The sequence below is a fragment of the Sphingomonas koreensis genome, assembly GCF_002797435.1.
GTDB classification, from domain to species: Bacteria; Pseudomonadota; Alphaproteobacteria; order Sphingomonadales; family Sphingomonadaceae; genus Sphingomonas; species Sphingomonas koreensis.
The window spans coordinates 1,597,224-1,615,386 of record NZ_PGEN01000001.1; the positions used below are offsets into that span (position 1 = coordinate 1,597,224).

Annotated in this window: 23 protein-coding genes and 2 tRNA genes; 13 read left to right on the plus strand and 12 right to left on the minus strand. The window is 66.4% G+C overall.

All coding sequences use genetic code 11. The features are described 5' to 3' along the window. From BDW16_RS07485 to BDW16_RS07495, 3 genes are read left to right on the plus strand one after another with little or no spacing between them, the layout of a single operon-like run. The gene (locus BDW16_RS07485; RefSeq protein ID WP_066580378.1) at window positions 1–564 is read left to right on the plus strand and encodes a DUF1285 domain-containing protein; all 564 of its coding nucleotides are present in this window, start codon (window positions 1–3) and stop codon (window positions 562–564) included. Next, on the plus strand, window positions 561–1,157 hold the full coding sequence (locus tag BDW16_RS07490; protein WP_066580379.1) for a CoA pyrophosphatase: 597 nt from the start codon (window positions 561–563) through the stop codon (window positions 1,155–1,157). Before BDW16_RS07485 ends, BDW16_RS07490 begins: the two co-directional genes overlap by 4 nt. Further along, on the plus strand, window positions 1,154–2,347 hold the full coding sequence (locus BDW16_RS07495) for a CCA tRNA nucleotidyltransferase (protein ID WP_066580485.1): 1,194 nt from the start codon (window positions 1,154–1,156) through the stop codon (window positions 2,345–2,347). The genes BDW16_RS07490 and BDW16_RS07495 overlap by 4 nt, the downstream gene beginning before the upstream one ends. On the opposite strand, the gene BDW16_RS07500 is transcribed toward BDW16_RS07495, so the two are convergent. The 4 genes from BDW16_RS07500 to BDW16_RS21075 form a co-directional block, all read right to left on the minus strand. Further along, entirely contained in the window at window positions 2,293–3,924 is a 1,632-nt protein-coding gene (locus BDW16_RS07500; protein WP_066580487.1) for a putative bifunctional diguanylate cyclase/phosphodiesterase, read from the minus strand. The genes BDW16_RS07495 and BDW16_RS07500 overlap by 55 nt on opposite strands. A gap of 173 nt (window positions 3,925–4,097) precedes the next feature. Next, window positions 4,098–6,344 carry a DNA topoisomerase IV subunit A gene (gene parC / locus BDW16_RS07505; RefSeq protein WP_066580381.1) on the minus strand — a complete coding sequence of 749 codons (2,247 nt, stop codon included), beginning with the start codon at window positions 6,342–6,344 and terminating at the stop codon, window positions 4,098–4,100. A gap of 41 nt (window positions 6,345–6,385) precedes the next feature. Beyond that, window positions 6,386–7,315 carry a LysR substrate-binding domain-containing protein gene (locus tag BDW16_RS07510; RefSeq protein WP_066580383.1) on the minus strand — a complete coding sequence of 310 codons (930 nt, stop codon included), beginning with the start codon at window positions 7,313–7,315 and terminating at the stop codon, window positions 6,386–6,388. 72 nt (window positions 7,316–7,387) lie between these two features. Beyond that, window positions 7,388–7,735 carry a hypothetical protein gene (locus tag BDW16_RS21075; protein WP_125958858.1) on the minus strand — a complete coding sequence of 116 codons (348 nt, stop codon included), beginning with the start codon at window positions 7,733–7,735 and terminating at the stop codon, window positions 7,388–7,390. 150 nt (window positions 7,736–7,885) lie between these two features. Between BDW16_RS21075 and BDW16_RS07515 the strand changes: the two genes are divergently transcribed. Further along, window positions 7,886–8,695, plus strand: a complete 810-nt coding sequence (locus BDW16_RS07515) for a hypothetical protein (protein ID WP_066580385.1) — start codon at window positions 7,886–7,888, stop codon at window positions 8,693–8,695. Window positions 8,696–8,801: 106 nt separating this feature from the next. Then, window positions 8,802–9,584: a phosphoribosylaminoimidazolesuccinocarboxamide synthase gene (purC, locus tag BDW16_RS07520; protein ID WP_066580386.1), complete on the plus strand. Its 783-nt coding sequence runs from the start codon at window positions 8,802–8,804 to the stop codon at window positions 9,582–9,584. A 20-nt stretch (window positions 9,585–9,604) separates the two neighbouring features. Here purC and BDW16_RS21280 read toward each other — a convergent pair whose 3' ends face one another. Beyond that, window positions 9,605–9,754 carry a hypothetical protein gene (locus BDW16_RS21280; RefSeq protein WP_157081424.1) on the minus strand — a complete coding sequence of 50 codons (150 nt, stop codon included), beginning with the start codon at window positions 9,752–9,754 and terminating at the stop codon, window positions 9,605–9,607. Between the two features lie 201 nt (window positions 9,755–9,955). Between BDW16_RS21280 and purS the strand changes: the two genes are divergently transcribed. Genes purS through BDW16_RS07535 form a run of 3 tightly spaced genes read left to right on the plus strand, consistent with a single transcriptional unit; the run spans window position 9,956 to window position 11,561 of the window. After that, window positions 9,956–10,201 (plus strand): phosphoribosylformylglycinamidine synthase subunit PurS, encoded by a 246-nt coding sequence (purS, locus tag BDW16_RS07525; RefSeq protein WP_066580388.1) that lies wholly within the window; start codon window positions 9,956–9,958, stop codon window positions 10,199–10,201. Beyond that, window positions 10,198–10,863 carry a phosphoribosylformylglycinamidine synthase subunit PurQ gene (purQ, locus tag BDW16_RS07530; RefSeq protein WP_066580389.1) on the plus strand — a complete coding sequence of 222 codons (666 nt, stop codon included), beginning with the start codon at window positions 10,198–10,200 and terminating at the stop codon, window positions 10,861–10,863. Before purS ends, purQ begins: the two co-directional genes overlap by 4 nt. Then, a complete protein-coding gene (locus BDW16_RS07535) occupies window positions 10,863–11,561 on the plus strand; it encodes a Crp/Fnr family transcriptional regulator (RefSeq protein WP_066580391.1) in 699 nt (232 codons plus the stop codon). The genes purQ and BDW16_RS07535 overlap by 1 nt, the downstream gene beginning before the upstream one ends. A gap of 186 nt (window positions 11,562–11,747) precedes the next feature. Here BDW16_RS07535 and BDW16_RS07540 read toward each other — a convergent pair whose 3' ends face one another. Then, the gene (locus BDW16_RS07540) at window positions 11,748–12,152 is read right to left on the minus strand and encodes a hypothetical protein (protein WP_066580394.1); all 405 of its coding nucleotides are present in this window, start codon (window positions 12,150–12,152) and stop codon (window positions 11,748–11,750) included. 214 nt (window positions 12,153–12,366) lie between these two features. On the opposite strand from BDW16_RS07540, the gene BDW16_RS07545 reads away from it, so the two are divergent. Beyond that, window positions 12,367–12,440: transfer RNA gene (locus BDW16_RS07545), tRNA-OTHER, on the plus strand. Window positions 12,441–12,688: 248 nt separating this feature from the next. Here the strand turns inward: BDW16_RS07545 and BDW16_RS07550 are convergent. From BDW16_RS07550 to BDW16_RS07570, 5 genes are all read right to left on the minus strand, one after another. Beyond that, window positions 12,689–13,018 (minus strand): hypothetical protein, encoded by a 330-nt coding sequence (locus tag BDW16_RS07550; protein ID WP_066580396.1) that lies wholly within the window; start codon window positions 13,016–13,018, stop codon window positions 12,689–12,691. Next, entirely contained in the window at window positions 13,019–13,741 is a 723-nt protein-coding gene (locus BDW16_RS07555; RefSeq protein ID WP_066580398.1) for a queuosine precursor transporter, read from the minus strand. Between the two features lie 61 nt (window positions 13,742–13,802). Then, complete coding sequence (locus BDW16_RS07560; RefSeq protein WP_066580401.1) at window positions 13,803–14,264, minus strand: SRPBCC domain-containing protein; 462 nt, start codon at window positions 14,262–14,264, stop codon at window positions 13,803–13,805. Continuing rightward, window positions 14,261–14,593, minus strand: coding sequence for an ArsR/SmtB family transcription factor (locus BDW16_RS07565; protein WP_066580403.1), 333 nt, complete (start codon window positions 14,591–14,593; stop codon window positions 14,261–14,263). The genes BDW16_RS07560 and BDW16_RS07565 overlap by 4 nt, the downstream gene beginning before the upstream one ends. A 19-nt stretch (window positions 14,594–14,612) precedes the next feature. Next, window positions 14,613–15,293, minus strand: a complete 681-nt coding sequence (locus BDW16_RS07570; RefSeq protein WP_066580405.1) for a glutathione S-transferase family protein — start codon at window positions 15,291–15,293, stop codon at window positions 14,613–14,615. A 136-nt stretch (window positions 15,294–15,429) separates the two neighbouring features. Between BDW16_RS07570 and BDW16_RS07575 the strand changes: the two genes are divergently transcribed. The 3 genes from BDW16_RS07575 (at window position 15,430) to BDW16_RS07585 (ending at window position 16,414) form a co-directional block, all read left to right on the plus strand. Continuing rightward, window positions 15,430–15,506: transfer RNA gene (locus tag BDW16_RS07575), tRNA-Arg, on the plus strand. A 103-nt stretch (window positions 15,507–15,609) separates the two neighbouring features. Further along, entirely contained in the window at window positions 15,610–15,954 is a 345-nt protein-coding gene (locus BDW16_RS07580; RefSeq protein ID WP_066580406.1) for an ArsR/SmtB family transcription factor, read from the plus strand. Beyond that, entirely contained in the window at window positions 15,941–16,414 is a 474-nt protein-coding gene (locus BDW16_RS07585; RefSeq protein WP_066580408.1) for an SRPBCC domain-containing protein, read from the plus strand. Before BDW16_RS07580 ends, BDW16_RS07585 begins: the two co-directional genes overlap by 14 nt. 30 nt (window positions 16,415–16,444) lie before the next feature. On the opposite strand, the gene BDW16_RS07590 is transcribed toward BDW16_RS07585, so the two are convergent. Next, window positions 16,445–17,266, minus strand: coding sequence for a hypothetical protein (locus tag BDW16_RS07590; RefSeq protein WP_100362725.1), 822 nt, complete (start codon window positions 17,264–17,266; stop codon window positions 16,445–16,447). Between the two features lie 202 nt (window positions 17,267–17,468). Between BDW16_RS07590 and BDW16_RS07595 the strand changes: the two genes are divergently transcribed. Further along, a complete protein-coding gene (locus tag BDW16_RS07595; RefSeq protein WP_066580412.1) occupies window positions 17,469–18,137 on the plus strand; it encodes an RBBP9/YdeN family alpha/beta hydrolase in 669 nt (222 codons plus the stop codon). The last annotated feature ends 26 nt before the right edge of the window (window positions 18,138–18,163 follow it).

The following is an 18,163-nucleotide window of genomic DNA, read 5'->3' on the forward strand; positions in this document are numbered from 1 at the left end:
ATGCCGATGCCGCCCCAACCCGATCTCGCCAGCCTCTCCCTTGCGGAGATCGCACGGCTGGCGGACGAACAGAAGCTGCCGCCGGTCGCCAGCTGGAATCCCCAGCATTGCGGACACAGCGACATGCGCATCGCGCGCGATGGTACCTGGTTCCATCAAGGATCGCCGATCGGCCGCACGGCGATGGTGCGGCTCTTCTCCACCATCCTGCGCCGCGAACCCGATGGCAGCCATGTGCTGGTCACCCCGGTCGAGAAGCTCGACATCGATGTCGAGGACGCACCCTTCGTCGCAGTCGAGATGAAGGTCGAGGGCAGCGGTGCAGATACCGAGATCGCCTTCCGGCTCAACACGGGCGATCTGGTCCCGGCCGGCCCCGATCACGCGATCCGGTTCGAAGCGCGTGAAGACGGGCCCCACCCCTATCTCCACGTCCGGGCGGGGCTCGAGGCGCTGATCGCCAGGACGGTCTATTATGAGATCGCGGCGCTCGCCCTCGACAACGGCTCGAACCCGGCCGGCATCTGGAGCCGCGGCGCCTTCTTCCCGATCGAGCCGGCATGACGCTGGCCGAACGCCTCCGCGTCGCACTCGCGGCGGACCACGCGCCCGTGCTGTTGTCGGGAGACCTGCGCGACGTGGCGGCGGACAGCGACGGCGTGCCGACCCCGGCCGCAGTGCTGGTCGCGGTCACCGACCGTCCCTCCCCCGGCGTGATCCTCACCCAGCGCACCGATTCCCTGCGCCGCCATGCCGGGCAGATCGCCTTTCCAGGCGGCCGGATCGACCCGGGCGATGCCGATGCGACGGCCGCGGCATTGCGCGAGGCATGCGAGGAGATCGGCCTCGCTCCGGCCGCGGTAGAGCTGATCGGCGAGGCCGACCCGTATCGCACCATCACCGGCTTCGAGGTGCAGCCGGTGGTCGGCGTGATCGCCCCCGATCTCGCCTTCACGCCCCAGCCCGCAGAGGTCGCCGCGGTGTTCGAGGTTCCGCTGGACTTCGTGCTCGACCCCGCGAACCATGTCGAAACCAGCGTCGAATGGCAGGGGCGGGACCGGCATTATTATGAAATCGCGTGGCAGGATTACCGCATCTGGGGCGCGACCGCGGCGATGCTGGTCAACCTCTCGCGACGGCTGAGGTGGAGGCGATGATCCTTCCCGGCGCCTCCTGGCGAAACCAGCCCGGCCTCGACCGGCTCGCCGCGACGCTTGGCCCCGGCAATGCCCGCTTCGTCGGCGGGGCGGTGCGCGACACGCTGCTCGGCCTGCCGGTCACCGATGTCGACGTGGCGACGCCGCTTGCGCCCGAACAGGTCGTCGATCTGCTCGAAGGCGCGGGGATCAAGGCGATCCCCACCGGCATCGCGCACGGCACGATCACCGCGGTGAGCAGCGGGACGGTGGTCGAGGTGACGACGCTGCGCCGCGACGTCTCGACCGACGGCCGCCGCGCCACCGTCGCCTTCACCGACGACTGGCGCGAGGACGCGGCGCGGCGCGATTTCACGATCAACGCGCTCTATGCCGATCCGCAGACAGGCGAGATCTTCGACTATTTCGGCGGCCTCGCCGATCTCGGGAAACGGCATATCCGCTTCATCGGCGATCCGTTGCAGCGAATCGCCGAGGATCATCTGCGCATTCTGCGCTTCTTCCGGTTCCTCGCCCGGTTCGGCGACACGCCGGATCAGGACGCGCTCGAAGCCTGCACCGCCCGCGCCAACGATCTGATGGCGCTCTCGCGCGAGCGGATTCGCGACGAACTGCTCAAGCTGCTCGTCGCGCCCGATGCGGTCCGCGTGCTCCGGCTGATGGTCGAACGCGACATTCTGAAACCCGTGGTACCCGAGATCGATCCAGCCGGGGTCGAACGGCTCGCCACGCTCTCCGGACACGAAGCGACGGCTGGTCTGGCGCCCGATCCGGTCCGCCGCCTCGCGGCGGTCCTCCCGCTCGATCCTTCCGTGAACGAGGCGGTCGGTGCGCGTCTCAAGCTCTCCAATGCCGAACGCCAGGCGCTCGCAAGCGCGATCCGCTCCGAGTTCGCCGAAGGGCCGCAGGCGCTCGCCTATCGTATCGGACCTGATCGCGCCGCCGACCGGCTGCTGCTCGCCGGCGACGCCGCGGGAGCACGCGACGTCGCGGGCTGGACGCCGCCCCGCCTGCCGCTGAGCGGCGGCACGCTGATCGGACGCGGCCTGTCAAAGGGCCCGGACGTCGCCCGAGCGCTGCGCCGGGTCGAGGATATCTGGATTGCCGAGGGATTTCCCGGCGAGGACCGCACCGGTCAGATCGCCGATTCGGTGGTCGCCGAACTGCTGTCGCGCGACAGCAGCGCATAGGCCTCGTCGCGCGGCAGCGGGCGCGCGTAGAGATAGCCCTGCCCATAGGTGCAGCCGAGTGCCGCAAGCGTCTGGGCAAGCTCGTTGGTCTCGACGCCCTCCGCCGTGGTTCGCATCCCCAATGCCTGGGCAAGGCTCAGGATCGCGCGCACGATCGCGATCTTGTCGCGGTCGGCGAGCATGCCGGTAACGAAGCTGCGGTCGATCTTGAGCACGTCGATCGGCAGCTTCTGCAGATAGGCGAGGTTCGAGTAGCCGGTGCCGAAATCATCCATCGCCAGCGTCGTGCCCAGCGCCTTGAGCGCGTGCATCGTACGGGCGATATGATCGGGATCGGTGACCAGCGCGCTTTCGGTGAGCTCGAGCGTGATGCGGCGGCCGTCGACGCCATTGGCGGCAAGCGCCGCTTCGACCATCGGCGCGATCTGGTCGCGCTGAAGCTGGATCGCCGACAGGTTGACCGCGACATTGACCCCGCAATCGCGGCCCGCGAGCGCATCCCATTGCGCGACGGTGCGCGCCGCCTCATGCATCGCCCAGCGGCCGAGCGGAACGATCAGCCCCGATTCCTCTGCCACCGGGATGAAGTCGCCGGGCGGTACCACCATCCCGCGCTCGGTCGTCCAGCGCGCCAGCGCCTCGAACGAGACGAACCGGCCGGTGGCCAGGTCGCAGATCGGCTGGAAGCTTAGTGAAAGCCCGCCATTGTCGATCGCGCGGCGCAGTTCGGTCTCGATGCTGAACTGCTGGCGGGCCAGGTCGAGGGCGAGCGTCTGGTAGAGTTCGGTGCGTCCGCTCTTCTTGGCGCGCTTCATCGCGAACTGGGCGTGGCGGATCAGCTCTTCCGCGTCGGCCACCGTCTCGTCGCCTACCGCGATGCCGATCGAGCAATCGACGCGGATCTCGAAGTCGGAAAGGCGAAACGGCGTCGTCAGCGCGTTCTGGATGCGTTTCGCGACGTGGAACGCGTCGCTCGTCCCCTCGTCCAGCGCGAGCTGGATCGCAAATTCATCGCCTCCGGTCCGCGCCAGCACATCATGGGCGCGGAGGGCGCCCTTTACGCGCCGCGCGACCGAGATCAGCAGTTCGTCGCCCGAAAGCCCGCCCATGCACGCGTTGACGCGGCTGAACCGGTCGAGATTGATGACCAGGACCGCGAATTCGCTCATCCCGCCGCGCTCGATCTCCTCCTCCAGCCGCTCGGCAAAGCCGGCACGGTTGGGCAGGCCGGTGAGGCTGTCGCTCAGCATCTCGCGGCGCAGGCTGCGCTCGGTCCGCAATTCGGAGGTCTGATCGATCAGCGTCACCAGACAGCGCCCGCTGCCCTTGCTGGTCGCGCGCCGGGCAAGCTTGACGCGGAAACGGCGGCAATCGACGGCATCGCCGAGCTCCCAGTCGAACTCCTGCTCGATCGCCTCGGAATCGATGAATGCGGCGATCCGCCCGCCCAGCAGGCGGATCAGCGGCGACTGATCGGCCACGGTTCCCAGCCCCGCGAGGCGGAACGGGCGATTGACCGTCTCGAACGCGAACTCGCCATTCTTCCATTCGATCACGGCCGCAGGAACAGGAAGCATGTTGAGGATCTGCGCCGCGCCGCTGGGCCCGAGCAGGCGCGTCGCGTCACCCTCGACCGGTCCGGAGGGGCGCGTGGACTTGTCCTTGCTTCGGCGGGACAGCAGCATCACTGTGCAGCGCTACCGCGATTTGGTTAAGAGCCGCTAAAGGCCCGGCCCCGAAAGCGTCCGATTCAGAAGCGGTTATCGCGCGGAAAGCCCATGGGCGGCATGCGCCCCGCCGCGCCGCGCGCCGCACGCCAGGGCGCCAGATCGGTCTCGCTGCGCATCCGCCCCTGCTCGCCGCCCATCCGCCAGCTTAGCCCATCCGCGAAGCGGAACGTGACCGCGTCACTGAGCCCGCCGTCGCGATAGCGCTGCAGCTGCACGCCTTGCCCGCGCGCCAGCTCGGCCACTTCGGTGATCGGAAACACGACCAATTTGCGATTGTCACCGATCGCCGCGACATAGTCGTCCTCGGGTCCCACCGGCTTGACCAGCTTCAGATGGGCGCCGGTCCGCGGCGTCACCACCTGCTTGCCCTTGCGCGTCTCGGCGATCACGTCCTCGGTCTTGACCAGGAAGCCACGCCCGTCGCTTGCAGCAACCAGCAGTTTCGCGGCCGCGCTCGCCGGGAACAGCCCGGTGATCCCGGTGCCGCCATCAAGATCGATCATCAGCCGCACCGGTTCGCCGAACCCGCGCCCGCCGGGCAATTTATCCGCTGCCAGCGTGTAGAAGCGGCCATTCTCCGCCGCGAGCAGCAGCTTGTCGGTGGTCTGCGCGTGGAAGGCGATGAACGGACCGTCGCCTTCCTTGAACTTGGCGGTCTCGGCGCTCGCCAGCTCGGCATGTCCTTTCATCGCACGGATCCAGCCGCGTTGCGACAGGATCACGGTGATCGGCTCGCGCTCGATCATCGCCTCGAGCGGGATTTCGCGCGCGGGCGCCGCTTCCGCCACCAGCGTTCTCCGCGCGCCCAGCGCGGTCTCGGGGCCATAGCGGTCGCGGATCTTGCCGAGGTCGCGCTTCATCCGCGTGCGCTGGCGCGCGTCGCTCGACAGCAGCGCTTCCAGATCGGCCTGTTCCTTGGCCAGCGCCTCGCGCTCCTTGCGCAGCTCCATCTCCTCGAGCTTGCGCAGCGCGCGCAGGCGCATGTTCAGGATCGCCTCGGCCTGCCGGTCGGTCAGTTCGAACTCGGCCATCATCACCGGCTTTGGCTCGTCCTCGGTACGGATGATCTGGATCACCCGGTCGAGGTTGAGATAGGCGATGATATAGCCGTCGAGCAGCTCCATCCGGTCCGCGATCTTGGACAGGCGATGCTCGGAGCGGCGGCGCAGCACGATGAACTGGTGATCGACCCAGGCGGACAGCGCCTGTTTGAGGCTCATCACCCGCGGTGTGCGCGTATGGTCGAGCACGTTCAAGTTGAGCGGCACGCGCGTTTCGAGGTCGGAGAGGCGGAACAGGCTCTCGATCAGCGTGTCGGGATCGACGGTGCGGGCGCGGGGTTCGAGCACGATCCGGATCTCGGCATCGGATTCGTCGCGAACATCAGCCAGAATCGGCAGCTTCTTGTCGTTGATCAGGCTCGCGATCTGTTCGATCAGCTTGCCTTTCTGGATACCATAGGGGATCTCGGTGACGACGATCTGCCAGGTGCCGCGCCCCTGATCCTCCAGCGCCCATTTGGCGCGGACGCGGAAACCGCCCCGGCCGGTGACATAGGATTCGCGGATCGCGGCGGGGCTGTCGACGACGATGCCGCCGGTCGGGAAATCCGGCCCCTTCACCAGCTCCAGAATCTGCGCGTCCTCGGCGCTGGGCTGATCGATCAGCAGAATCGCCGCGTCGATCAGTTCCGCGGCATTGTGCGGCGGGATGCTCGTCGCCATCCCCACCGCAATACCGCTCGCGCCATTGGCGAGCAGATTGGGGAACAGCCCCGGGAACAGCTCGGGCTCGTTCTCCTCGCCATTATAGGTCGGCTTGAACTCGACCGCGTCCTCGTCGAGCCCGTCCATCAGGTCGATCGCGACCTGGGTCAGCCGGGCTTCGGTGTAGCGATAGGCGGCGGCGTTATCGCCGTCGATATTGCCGAAATTGCCTTGCCCGTCGACCAGCGGATAGCGCAGCGCGAAGGTCTGGGCGAGGCGGACCATCGCATCATAGACCGACTGATCGCCATGCGGATGGTATTTGCCGATCACGTCGCCGACGACGCGCGCGCACTTCTTGTAGCCTTGGCTCGGATCGAGCCGCAGCAGCCGCATCGCCCAGAGCAGGCGGCGGTGCACCGGCTTCAATCCGTCGCGCACATCGGGAAGCGAGCGCGCGGTGATCGTCGACATCGCATAGACGAGGTAGCGCTCGCTCAGCGCGCTATCGAACGGAGCATCGACGATCTGGTCAAACGGGTCGGAAAGGTCGGTGGACATCCCGGGTCGATAGCAGGGCTATTCCGCCCTTGCGAGGGGCGTCACATGTCCGCCGGAGGTGGAACAAGGGCGCCATAGGGGTCGTCGCCCAGCGACGCCCGCACGTCGGCGAGCAGCCAGTCGCGAAAGGCGCGGATCTTGGGCAGGTTGCGCTTGGCCTCAGGATAGACCAGCCAGAAGCTGTTCTTGTAATAGACCATCTCGGGCAGCACCTGCACCAGCCGCCCCTCGGCGATCGTCGACAGCCACATGGGCGGGGAAAGCATCGCCAGGCCATGGCCCGCAACCGCGGCGTTGCCGATATGCACCTGCGACTGGAAATCGACCCCCGGTTGCGACGCTACCGCCGCATCGCCGAAGACCGATTCGAACCAGAGCGCCCACCAGCTGTCGTCCGGGGACACGCGAGGCAGGCCGAGCAGGTCGGCAGGCGTGCGGATCGGGGGATGGGCCGCGAGAAAATCGGGGCTCGCCATCACCGTGAACGGCATGCGCATCAGGAAATGCGAAACCAGCCCGGGCCACGGCCCGTGCGCGCCCCGGATCGCGACATCGGCATCGCTCGATGCAAGATCGATGATCGCGTCGGTCACGAGCACACGCACCGCCAGCTCGGGCCGGGCCACCTGAAAGCTGCCCAGACGCCTCGCCAGCCAGTTGGTCGAGAAGGTGCCCGGCGCCGAGATCGTCATCACCGCCTCATCCTCGGCGCGGGCCGTCGCAAAGGCTTCGGACAGGCCGTCCAGCGCAGCGCTCACCTGGGGTGCGATACGCTCTCCCGCCGAGGTCAGCGCCACGCCGCGGCCGTTCTTGCGGAACAAGGCGATGCCGAGCCGCTCCTCGAGCAATTTCACCTGATTGCTGACCGCCGCCTGGGTCATCCCCAGTTCTTCGGCGGCGCGGGTAAAGTTGCCGCGCCGCGCCGCGGCCTCGAAAACACGGACGGCAGCAAGGGGCGGAAGCTGGCGCATCGCCGACCCATAACTTCTAATGATGGTTCACGTCGATCCTTTTGTTGGTCCTGCGCAACGGAATTCGCCATTTCAACGCTCAGGAGCAGATCCTCGAACATTGGGAACAACACCATGCACGAACCATATGCCGACCGCTTCTGGGCGGAAAACCACCACATACTGAGCAACGGGATCGATCGCGGTTTCGGGCGGATAGGCCGGACGCTTCGGCGCCTCCTCGGCCGTGTGGTCCCGCCCGACGCGAGCGACGAAGCGCGCAAGCGGACCTATTGCATCGGCTGAGCCGAAGGGCGTCCAGGACGCCGCGACAATCCGGGCGATCCATAGGCGTTGGTCATCAATCAAATGTGGCAGAAAAAGGGCATTGTCGAATACCCCCTGATGTGATGTGCTATCAATCAGCGACGAGTCGTTCATTATGAGCGACGAGCGGCATCACTGGAGGGAGCTTGCTACATGCGATGGACATCGGGTTCGACACTTCTGGTGCTGGCTTTGATAACTGCCGGGTGCGGCCGAGCACCAGAAAGCAACCGCGGATCGACGACCGAGCAAACAGCCCCGCAGATGCAAGGCGAACCTTCTGCAGCGCAGGACAGCGCCGCCGAAACCCTTGAGGCCCCGGCGGGTGTCGCCGTCACCGCGGCGCCGGGCGTCGCCTTCAATTATCGCTATGCCTTCTCGCTCCCGGCCGAGCGGATCTCGGCCGCGCAGGAAGAGCATGCCGGGGCGTGCGAGAAGCTCGGTATCGCCCGGTGCCGCATCACCGGCTTGCGCTACCAGCTCGTCGGCGAGGGCCGGGTGGTGGCGATGCTGGCATTCAAGCTCGACCCCAGCCTCGCGCGCCAGTTCGGCAAGGAAGGGATCGCCGCGATCCAGAAGGCCGAGGGCACGCTCGTCGATGCCGAGATCACCGGCACCGATGCCGGCGCCGAGATCAACCGGATCGCCGCCGAACGCGCGCGGGCACAGGAAGAGCTGACGCGGATCGACCGCGAACTTGCCCGCCCGGGGCTCTCCGCCAGCGAACGCACCGAATTGCAGCAGCAGCGCGCCGAGATCGCCCAGCGGATCGAGGCAGGAAAAACCTCGACGAGCGAGCAGCGCGAATCGCTGGCCAACACCCCGATGGTCTTCGATTATCGCTCGGGCCGCGCCGTTCGCGGGTTCGACGCCGGCGCGCCGCTCACCAGTTCGCTCGACCTGCTCGCAGCGTCGGCACAGGCGACGCTCGCCTTCGTGCTCGGCGCGATCGCGGTGCTCGGGCCGCCTCTGCTGGTGTTGCTGGCCGGCCTGCTCGCCTGGCGCTGGATCCGTCCGCGGTTCCGGCCCGCCAAAGCTGGCGAAACGGTCGCCCCGGCGGTGGCCAGCGATTGATTGCACGCCGAGCCGCGTTTCGATATAGGCTCGGCCCTCCAAGCCCCGGCGCCCGCGCGAACCAAGCGCCGCCGGGGCACCGTGTTTCTGAAGGACCGCAGATACGATGGCACGCCGCCGCCAGATCTACGAGGGCAAGGCCAAGATCCTCTACGAAGGCCCCGAGCCCGGCACGCTGATCCAATATTTCAAGGATGACGCGACCGCGTTCAACGCCCAGAAGAAGGGCACGATCAGCGGCAAGGGCGTGCTCAACAACCGGATCAGCGAGCACATCTTCACGCTGCTCGGCGCGATCGGCATCCCGACTCACTTCATCCGCCGCCTCAACATGCGCGAGCAGCTGATCCGTCAGGTAGAGATCGTCCCGATCGAGGTGGTGGTGCGCAACGTCGCCGCCGGATCGCTGTCGAAGAAGCTCGGAATCGCCGAAGGCGAACAGCTGCCTCGCACCATCGTCGAATATTATTTCAAGGAAGATGCGCTGGGCGACCCGATGGTCACCGACGAGCATATCCTGTGCTTCGGCTGGGCCAGCCAGGAAGAGCTGCACGACATGGCCGACATGGCGATCCGGGTGAACGACTTCATGTCGGGCCTGTTCGCCGGAATCGGCATCCGCCTGGTCGATTTCAAGCTCGAGTTCGGCCGCATCTTCGACAATAACGACTATCCGCGCATCATCCTCGCGGACGAGATCAGCCCAGACGGCTGCCGCCTGTGGGACATGGTCAGCGGCGAAAAGCTCGACAAGGACCGGTTCCGCCGCGATCTCGGCGGCGAAGTCGAAGCCTATCAGGAAGTCGCGCGCCGCCTCGGCCTGATGCCGGAAGGCGCCGACTCGGCGGTGCTCGACCTCGAAAGCCACCGCAAGCGCCGGGGCAAGTAAGCCCCGCCGCATGCGGCACGCTATCCCTTGGCTTTCAGCCCGGCGATAACCCCGAAGACGAAGGCGCAGATCAGCGCCATCGTCGTCATACCCTTGGGGTCGGTCCAGCCGAAATAATCGCGGCCGAACGCCATCAGCACCACGAACAGGGCGATCGCAAGAAACGCCATTCTACCCACTCCCCCGGTCCCGGTCCCGGCCCCGCGGCCGCGACTCGGCAGTGCCGAGTGTCCCATGCGCGGGTAAACGAGCGGTGAAGCCGCAAGGTTGACGCGATTGCCCAGGCGCGCGCCAGGCGAACCTCAACACCGCACTTGAACCCGCGGGCTACCCGGCCCATAGGGCGCGGCAAATCCCCGGAGGCAAAACCCATGAAGCTGCGCATCGTCGTCACCCTCAAGAACGGCGTGCTCGACCCGCAGGGCAAGGCAATCGAGCATGCGCTTGCCTCGCTCGGTTTCTCTGGCGTGGGCGAGGCCCGCGTCGGCAAGCTGATCGAGCTCGAGGTGGCCGACGGCACCAGCGACGCGGACATCGACGCGATGTGCCAGAAGCTGCTCGCCAACACCGTGATCGAGAACTACCGGGTAGAACGCCCTGAGGTCTCCGGCCAATGAAGTCGGCGGTCATCGTCTTCCCGGGCTCCAACTGCGACCGCGACCTCGCGGTGGCGATCGAGAGCGTCACCGGCACCAAGCCGCACATGGTGTGGCATGGCGAGAGCGAACTGCCCGACGGTCTCGGCCTGATCGCGCTGCCCGGCGGCTTCTCCTATGGGGACTATCTGCGTTGCGGCGCGATCGCCGCGCGGTCCCCGGTGGTGAAGGCGGTGGTTGCTGCAGCCGAACGCGGCACGCCGGTGATCGGCATCTGCAACGGCTTTCAAGTGCTGACCGAGACCGGGCTGCTCCCGGGCGCACTGATGCGCAACGAAGGCCTCAACTTCGTGTGCCGCGACGTCGCGCTGACGGTCGACAACAGCCAGACGATCTTCACCAGCCGTTACGCGGCCGGCGAGACGCTGTCGGTCCCGGTGGCGCATCATGACGGCAACTATTTCGCCGACAAGGAAACGTTAGACCGGCTCGAGGGCGAAGGCCGCGTAGCCTTCCGCTATGGCGAGGAAGTCAACGGCAGCGCGCGTCAGATCGCAGGCATCGTCAACGCCGCCGGCAACGTGCTCGGCATGATGCCGCACCCCGAACGCAAGATCGAAGCCGCGCACGGCGGCATCGACGGCCGGCGCCTGTTCGAGGGACTGCTCGAAGCGGTTTCCTGATGGCCCAGGCGGGCGGGATCATCTGTGCGACTTGCCCGGTCGCCGACCGCGCCGTCTGTTCGGCCCTGTCACCCGACGACCGCGCCGAACTGGCGCGGATCGGTCATCACCGCCGCTATACTCGCGGCGAGACGATCATCGCGGCGGGCGATCCCAACACGGTCTGCGCCACCCTGACCCGGGGCGCGGCGAAGATGTCCACCATCGATCGCGACGGGACCGAACGGATCGTCGCGCTGGTGCATCCGGCGGGAATGCTGGGCCAGATGTTCGCGCCAGCCGCCACGCTGCACGTTACCGCGCTGACCGACAGCGAGGCCTGCCTGTTTCCGCGCGGCCAGTTCGCGGCACTGCGCGATGCGCGTCCCGCGCTCGCCGCACGGCTGCTCGGCGAACTTGGCCGCGAGCTCGACGAGAGCCGCTCCCTCATCGACCTGATCTCGAAACGCCAAGCCAGGGGCCGGGTGGCCGCACTGATCCTCTCCTTCTCACGCGCTGCCAGCCCCGCGCCCTGCCATGACGAGACCGCGTTCGAGCTGCCGCTGACCCGCGGCGAGATGGCGCAGCTGCTGGGCATCACGATCGAGACGGTCAGCCGCACGTTGACCGCATTCGAGAAGGAGAGGACGATCCGGCGCGAAGGCAGCCACGGTATCGTGATACTGGATCGTGACGCGCTCGACAGGGCAGCGTCCTGAGGGCGAAAGGCCCCAAGAGTCACAGACAAACGCGTGCGCGAGAGATCGAGGAAGCCGCCGCGATCGCCGGGTTTCGCGCGACGATGTCAATCGACACGGATCGACGGTTCAAGGAACGGCCGGGAGCCCAGCACGCAACTGCACCAGGCGAAACCCAATATCGCGACCGGTCTGCTCCCCGTGAGTTCAGACCAGCGCACGCACCGCAGCGAGGAACAGGCCCCAGCCGATCAGCATCACCGGCATGATCAGCACCTGAACCATCGCCCCGCCCGCATCGAGCCGGCCGGTCTCGCACACGATCCCCTCGCCCAAGAACTCGTTCCAGCCGGGTTTACGTCCCTCGCCGGGCGCGACGCGTGCCCACCAGGCGGGAACGATGAAGGCTGCGGCGAGGAAGATTGCGAAGATCGCGAACGGGATCGCCAGCCCCTTCTCGCCGAACGCGGCCCACATGATGCCGAGATAGGCGAAGAAGCCGCCGAACAGCGCGATGTGAAGCGCGGGGTGAAGATCGAAGACGCGCTCGCCGCGGTTGCGGCGGAGGGGAACGGCGTCGGCGAAAGCCTGTGCGTGAAGGGGCATCTGCATCGTGAGTCTCCTTGTGGCCCGATAGCTGCACCCGCAGCGCGCAATGCGCTTTGCGATTCGTCAAAGTTTCCCGCCGGTAAAGAAATCACCAAATAGGCACTTGAATAGCTGCGCAAACCCTGCAATATGCGCCCCATGTTCTCTGCAAGTCTCTTTGCGCGACCGCGACCCTCGCACCACCGACATTGACGGTCGACCGACTGCGCCCGTCGATCAGGGCGTAGCTCAAGCGCGTCAGAGCGCCCGCTTTGAGGCGGGAGGTTGCGGGTTCAGATCCTGCCGCCCTGACCGAATCACTCGACAATCCTAGCTTTTCCGCCGTCTTCAGGTGTGGCCGAACGCAATTCAGTGCGCGGCCGGTCTGTGACTCCGGTGCTAGCGGGTGCAAGTCCCGCCGGTCACCCCTGAGGGCGGCAACCCTTGTTCGATCGGTGTCGCCCGGGCGCGACACATGGAAAGGCGACGGGTTGAACAATCGCTACGAGCCGGCATGATTCCGGCCGCGATGCCATATGCATGTAGAACCTATCTGGTTATCAACGCCGTCCTGTGCCGAATAGTCGCGTGCCGCGCGCGAGCAGCAGGATCGCGCTCGGCCACAGCATCGTGTTCCACACATCCTTCCAGTTCGCCCAGAGCAGGATGCGCCGCCCCTCGCTGAGCGACTCCCACAAATCCCACGCCTCCCCGGCCAGCGCCGCAGCGAGCGCCGCGGCCCAGGGCCTCCAGCTGCGCAACGGCCAGCGGAAAATCAGCGCCGCAGCAAAAAAGACGATCAGCCCGACATGGATGTGCAGCGCGTCCTTGGCGAGGCCGGTCGCATCGACGAGCCAGAATTTGGCCGCCTGGAACAGGCTGTCCTTCATTCAGACGCGCGTACGGAAGGGGGTGAAATCGGTGCCTTCGTCGAACACATCCACGCCCTCGCGCCGCTTGAGGAAGCCGACCACGGCATAGGTGACCGGGGTAAGAACGACTTCCCAGAGCACCTTGAGACCCCAGTTGGTGAGCATCACCGTGACCACCTGCTCCGTGGTCCAGACGCCGAGAAACGCGAGCGGGTAGAAGATCAGGCTGTCGACACCCTGCCCGAACACGGTCGAGCCGATGGTGCGGCTCCACAGATGCTTGCCCGCGGTGAGGATCTTCATCCGCGCGAGGACGTAGGAATTGACGAACTCACCCGCCCAGAAAGCAATCACCGATGCGCCGACGATGCGCCAGACCTGGCCGAACGCCGCCTCATACACCTCCTGCCCTTCCCAGCCGGGCGCCGGCGGCATGATGACGATAACCCAGCACATGATCGCGGCGAACACCGTCGCGCCGAACCCGGCCCAGATCACGCGGCGGGCGCGGGCGTAGCCGTAGATTTCGGTGAGGACGTCGCCGAGGACATAGGATAGCGGGAAGAAGAGAATGCCGGCACCGAAAGTAAGACCGCCGAGCGTCGCGACTTTCGCCGCCCCCACCACATTGGAGAGCACGAGGACAACGCAGAACGCCGCCATGACGAAATCATAATAGCGGAAATGCCCTCCCGCGACCTGGCCTGCGTTGATCCGTACCGGTGCCGCCTCGTCGTTCATCGCCCGCCCCTTCGCCGTCGGCGCGACTATGCGGGTGGTTCGCCGCTCACGCAATCCGGCGTCAGGCGTTGTGCGCCTCTGCCATCAACAGCACGAGCCGGTCGAATCCTTCATGCGTGCCGGCAATGCGTGCGGCAGAGTCGCTGCCGTCAAGGAACGCCGCCTGCTCGGTGAAGCGCATCAGCGTCTCTCCGTCAGCGGGCACGAACTCGACCGTCACCAGCGAGACGGAGATGCAGCGCCCGCCGAGCGCCATGTCATAGGCATAGACGATGCGCTGCGCGGCCAGGATCTCGAAATAATGGATGCGGACAGCAAACTCCTGGCCGTCCGGCATCTGCCAGCGCACGCTTTCGATCGCGCCGGGCGAGAAGGCGAAGCGGTTCTCCAGCTCTTCCCACTCGGCGTGGCAGCCCGTCCAAATCCGCTTGAGGTCGGGCTCCGCCCAGAAACGGAAGGCGTGCGCAGGGCTCCCCGGCAATCGGCGTTCGACGATGAACTTCGCATGTTCGGGCGGGGTCATGCCCCCTCCTCCGGAAAATCGCGCATCGCCTGCGCCAGCCAATCGAACGCTGCGCCCAGCGCCGCCTCGCGCCGCCGCACCCAATCCGCGACCGGCGCCAGCCCGTCCGGCCTAAGATCATAGGTACGCACCCGCCCAGCCTTGTTCGAGCGGACGATACCGGTCTGTTCGAGGAGCTGGAGATGCTTGACCGCCGAGGGCAGCGCGAGGTCGAGCGGCGCCGCCAGTTCCTTCACCGATGCGGGACCGCGGCTGAGCTGCTCGACCATCGTCAGTCGCAACGGATCGGCAAGCGCGTGGAACACGCGGTCGAGCTTCTGCACTTCCATCGCCGCCTCCACTGATCACTCACGGCCTCAGATAGCGCGCGGGCATGGCGTCGCGATAGGGGAAGAGGTGGAACCAGGGCTGTGCCTCGGCCAGCAACCGCGCGAAGGACCGGCGCGCCAGCAGGCGATCGAGATAGGCATGCGCGGATGCATGCGGCTCCGGGATCGGGTGGACGATCGACGCGAAGAACAGGGCGGGTGCGGCGGCGCAATCGGCAAGGGTGAAGGAGTCGCCCGCGGCCCAGGGCTGGGCGGACAGCTGGCCGTCGATCATCGCATAGGCGGTATCGAGCGTCGCGCGCGCTTGCGCAACGCCGAGGGGATCGCGACCATCCTCGGGCCGGATCCGGTCGAGCACGATCTTCTGCACCGGCACCGCGACATAATTGTCGAAGAACCGGTCCCACAGCCGCGCCTCGCGCCGGGAATCGGGATCGGCCGGAAGCATCGGCACCGGGCCGGGCGCGCGATCCTGCAGATATTCGATGATGATGCTGGTTTCGGGCACGATGCGCCGCTCGGCATCGTCGTGGAGAACCGGGATCTTGCCGACCGGCCAGCGCGAGAGATGCAAGGCTGCATCGCCCGGATCGCCGAGATCGACCGTCACCGGCGCGAAAGGAACGTCGTTTTCGTACAGCGCGATCAGCACCTTGTGACAGAAGGATGCCAGTGGGTGGAGGTAGAGCGTAAAGCGCATGCCGGCCTCGATATAGTTTCCAATTCAGGAAACTATTAGCTGAGCGATGCGACCCGCTCAACAAAAACTTTCCAAGTATGGAAACTATCAATGCAGTTTCCCGGCCGCATAATCCGCGCTAACGCACGGCCAGCGCGCGCCCGTAGCTCAGTTGGATAGAGCACGAGCCTTCTAAGCTTGGGGCCGCAGGTTCGAATCCTGCCGGGCGCGCCAACCCATCCCCCACTGTCGTCACACCGAAATCCGCAGGCCGCGTTCGCCAGCTTGACAAGTCGCGTCCCATTATATAACTGATTCTTTATATAGAGAGGACGTTATGATTAATCTCGACACCAGCTTCGCGGCGCTTGCCGATCCAACCCGCCGCGCGATCGTGGCGCGGCTGGCGGCGGGCGAAGCGACGGTGATGGATCTCGCCCGGCCCTTTGCGATGAGCCAGCCGGCGATCTCGCGGCACCTCAAGGTGCTCGAAGGTGCAGGGCTGATCGTGCGGCGCGTGGAGGGGACCAAACGGCCGTGCCGGTTGGCCCCCGATGCGCTTGAGGGAATCGAGGAGTGGTTGTCGATGCTGCGCAAGGCGCTTTCCGCGAATTACGACCGCCTCGACGCGGTCCTGACTGCCATGAATGATGACGAGGAGAAGACGAATGGGAAGCTTTGATATCCGGACTGAGGGCGACACGCAGGTGGTGGTGACGCGGCGCTTTGCCGCATCCCCCGAGCAAGTCTATCGCGCGCACACCGAACCCGCACTGATCCAGCAGTGGATGCTCGGGCCGGACGGATGGACGATGCCCGTCTGCATCAACGATGCGCGGCCGGGCGGCCAGATCCGCTACGAATGGAGCGATGGCAACGACGCCGGTTTCCACCTGACGGGCGAGTATATCGAACTGACCCCGTTCAGCCGGATCGTGCATGTCGAGCGGATGCACCTGCCCGATCCGACGCCCGACAACCGCGTCGAAACGCGCTTCGAGGCCGATGGCGCTGGCACGCTGATGACGATGCGCATGACGCTGCCCGACAACGAGACGCGCACGGCGATGCTGGCGTCGGGCATGGAGCATGGCATGGCTGCGAGCTACGACCGGATCGAAACGCTGTTCGAACCGGCCTGAAGGACGGCGCGGCGGACCGGGCGCCTTGCCCTATCCGCCGCGCTGCCGCCTGCGCAGAGCCCAGGCGAGAAACGCGATCACCAGCCCGCCTATCGCGATGATCGTCCCTGCGACTGCTAGGACAAGTGGGATGTTGGCGAGTTCCTGATTGCGCGCGCGCAGCGCGAGGCCGACTGCTGCGAAGCACACGAAGACGCCCGCGATCCACAGGCCCGCGCGCAATCGCGCCGTCCAGAAATACGGCTTCACGATCACCCGCCGTTCAATGACATCTCGAAAGCGGCGTGCGACACGATCGCCCTGTTGCGAAGCCGACACCGCCACCGGAACGCGCAGCGTGCCGTGGATATGGCGGATGTGCACAACGCTGAGATTGGTCGCGGTAGTCAGCACCGTGCCGAATTCGATCATCGGCGGGTCCGAGCCGATCCAGCGGACATTGTCGAACCGGCCGATCCCGGTCGTCGCCAGGCCGAAATAGACGCCGCCGATCAGCACGCCATCCTCCGAGAAGATCACGTCCACGCCATCCGGCGGCGTCGTTCGCGGCACCTTGTAGTCGTTGTCCTCTTCGCGTTCAGCGAAGCGGCGATCGATCACCCGGAACCGGTCGAACTCCTGTGGCGGCAAGGTCCAGCGCGCGATCGCGGTACGACCGCTGCGCATGTCGTGCACGATGCGGACCGCGCGCCAGAAGTTGAAGCAGAGGGCGATGCCGAGGATGCCCGAGAACAGCCCCAGCGCGATCAGCCCCGCGGTGCGCCCGGTTTCATGTCCCAGCGCCCGCATCTCGAGCGCGCCGGCCGCAACCGCGACGATCCCCGCGACGCCGACCACGCCGCAAATCGCCATGTTGCGCGCTGGATTGCTTACGCCCCGGTTGCGCATCCGCCGTCCCCCGATGCCCCCGCATCGCGCGCAGCGGTCCGGCGGTCAAGCCGGGACCGGTCGCGCACATCATCGCACGCTTCGCGCCATTCAACGCAATGTTTATTGCCTACTTAATAGATAGGAATAAGATCGGGCCATGGAGTCGTCATCTGGAGAAACAGGCATGTCCATTTTCTCGCCCCATGACGTGAATTCGCCGATCGTCCTGACCGTTCCGGGTCTGGGCAGTTCAGGACCCTCGCACTGGCAGAGCCTTTGGGAGGAATCACGTCCCGATACCCGCCGGGTGGAACTCGGCATGTGGAATACGCCGCACCGCAACAGCTGGGTGACCAAGCTCGATCAGGCGATCCGCGAGGCCCAGGCACCGGTGGTGCTCGTCGCGCACAGCCTGGGCTGCCTCGCCGTCGCCTGGTGGGCGGAACTGGCGGGACAACCCTATGGCTGGCCAGTCGCCGGCGCGCTGCTCGTCGCGCCCGCCGACGTCGATGGCGGCGAGCATCCGGCACTACGGGCCTTCGCTCCCTCGCCCGCCAAGCCCCTGCCCTTCCCCTCGATCCTTGTCGCGAGCACCGACGACCCGTGGGTGCATATCGATCATGCGCGCAACCTTGCCGCCAATTGGGGCAGCGTGTTCGCCGATGCCGGGGCGCAGGGACACCTCAACGCCGACAGCGATCTGGGCTGGTGGCAGGAGGGACAGCGGTTGCTCGACCGCGTGCTCGATGCCGCGAGCGATCGGCGTTCGCGGCCGCGCCGGGTGGAGCAGCATACCCTGCTGGCCGTCAATGCGACCGATGCGGCGCAGCGGCACTATCTGGGTTCGAGCTAGGCATCCGAGCGCCAGGAGATCCCAAG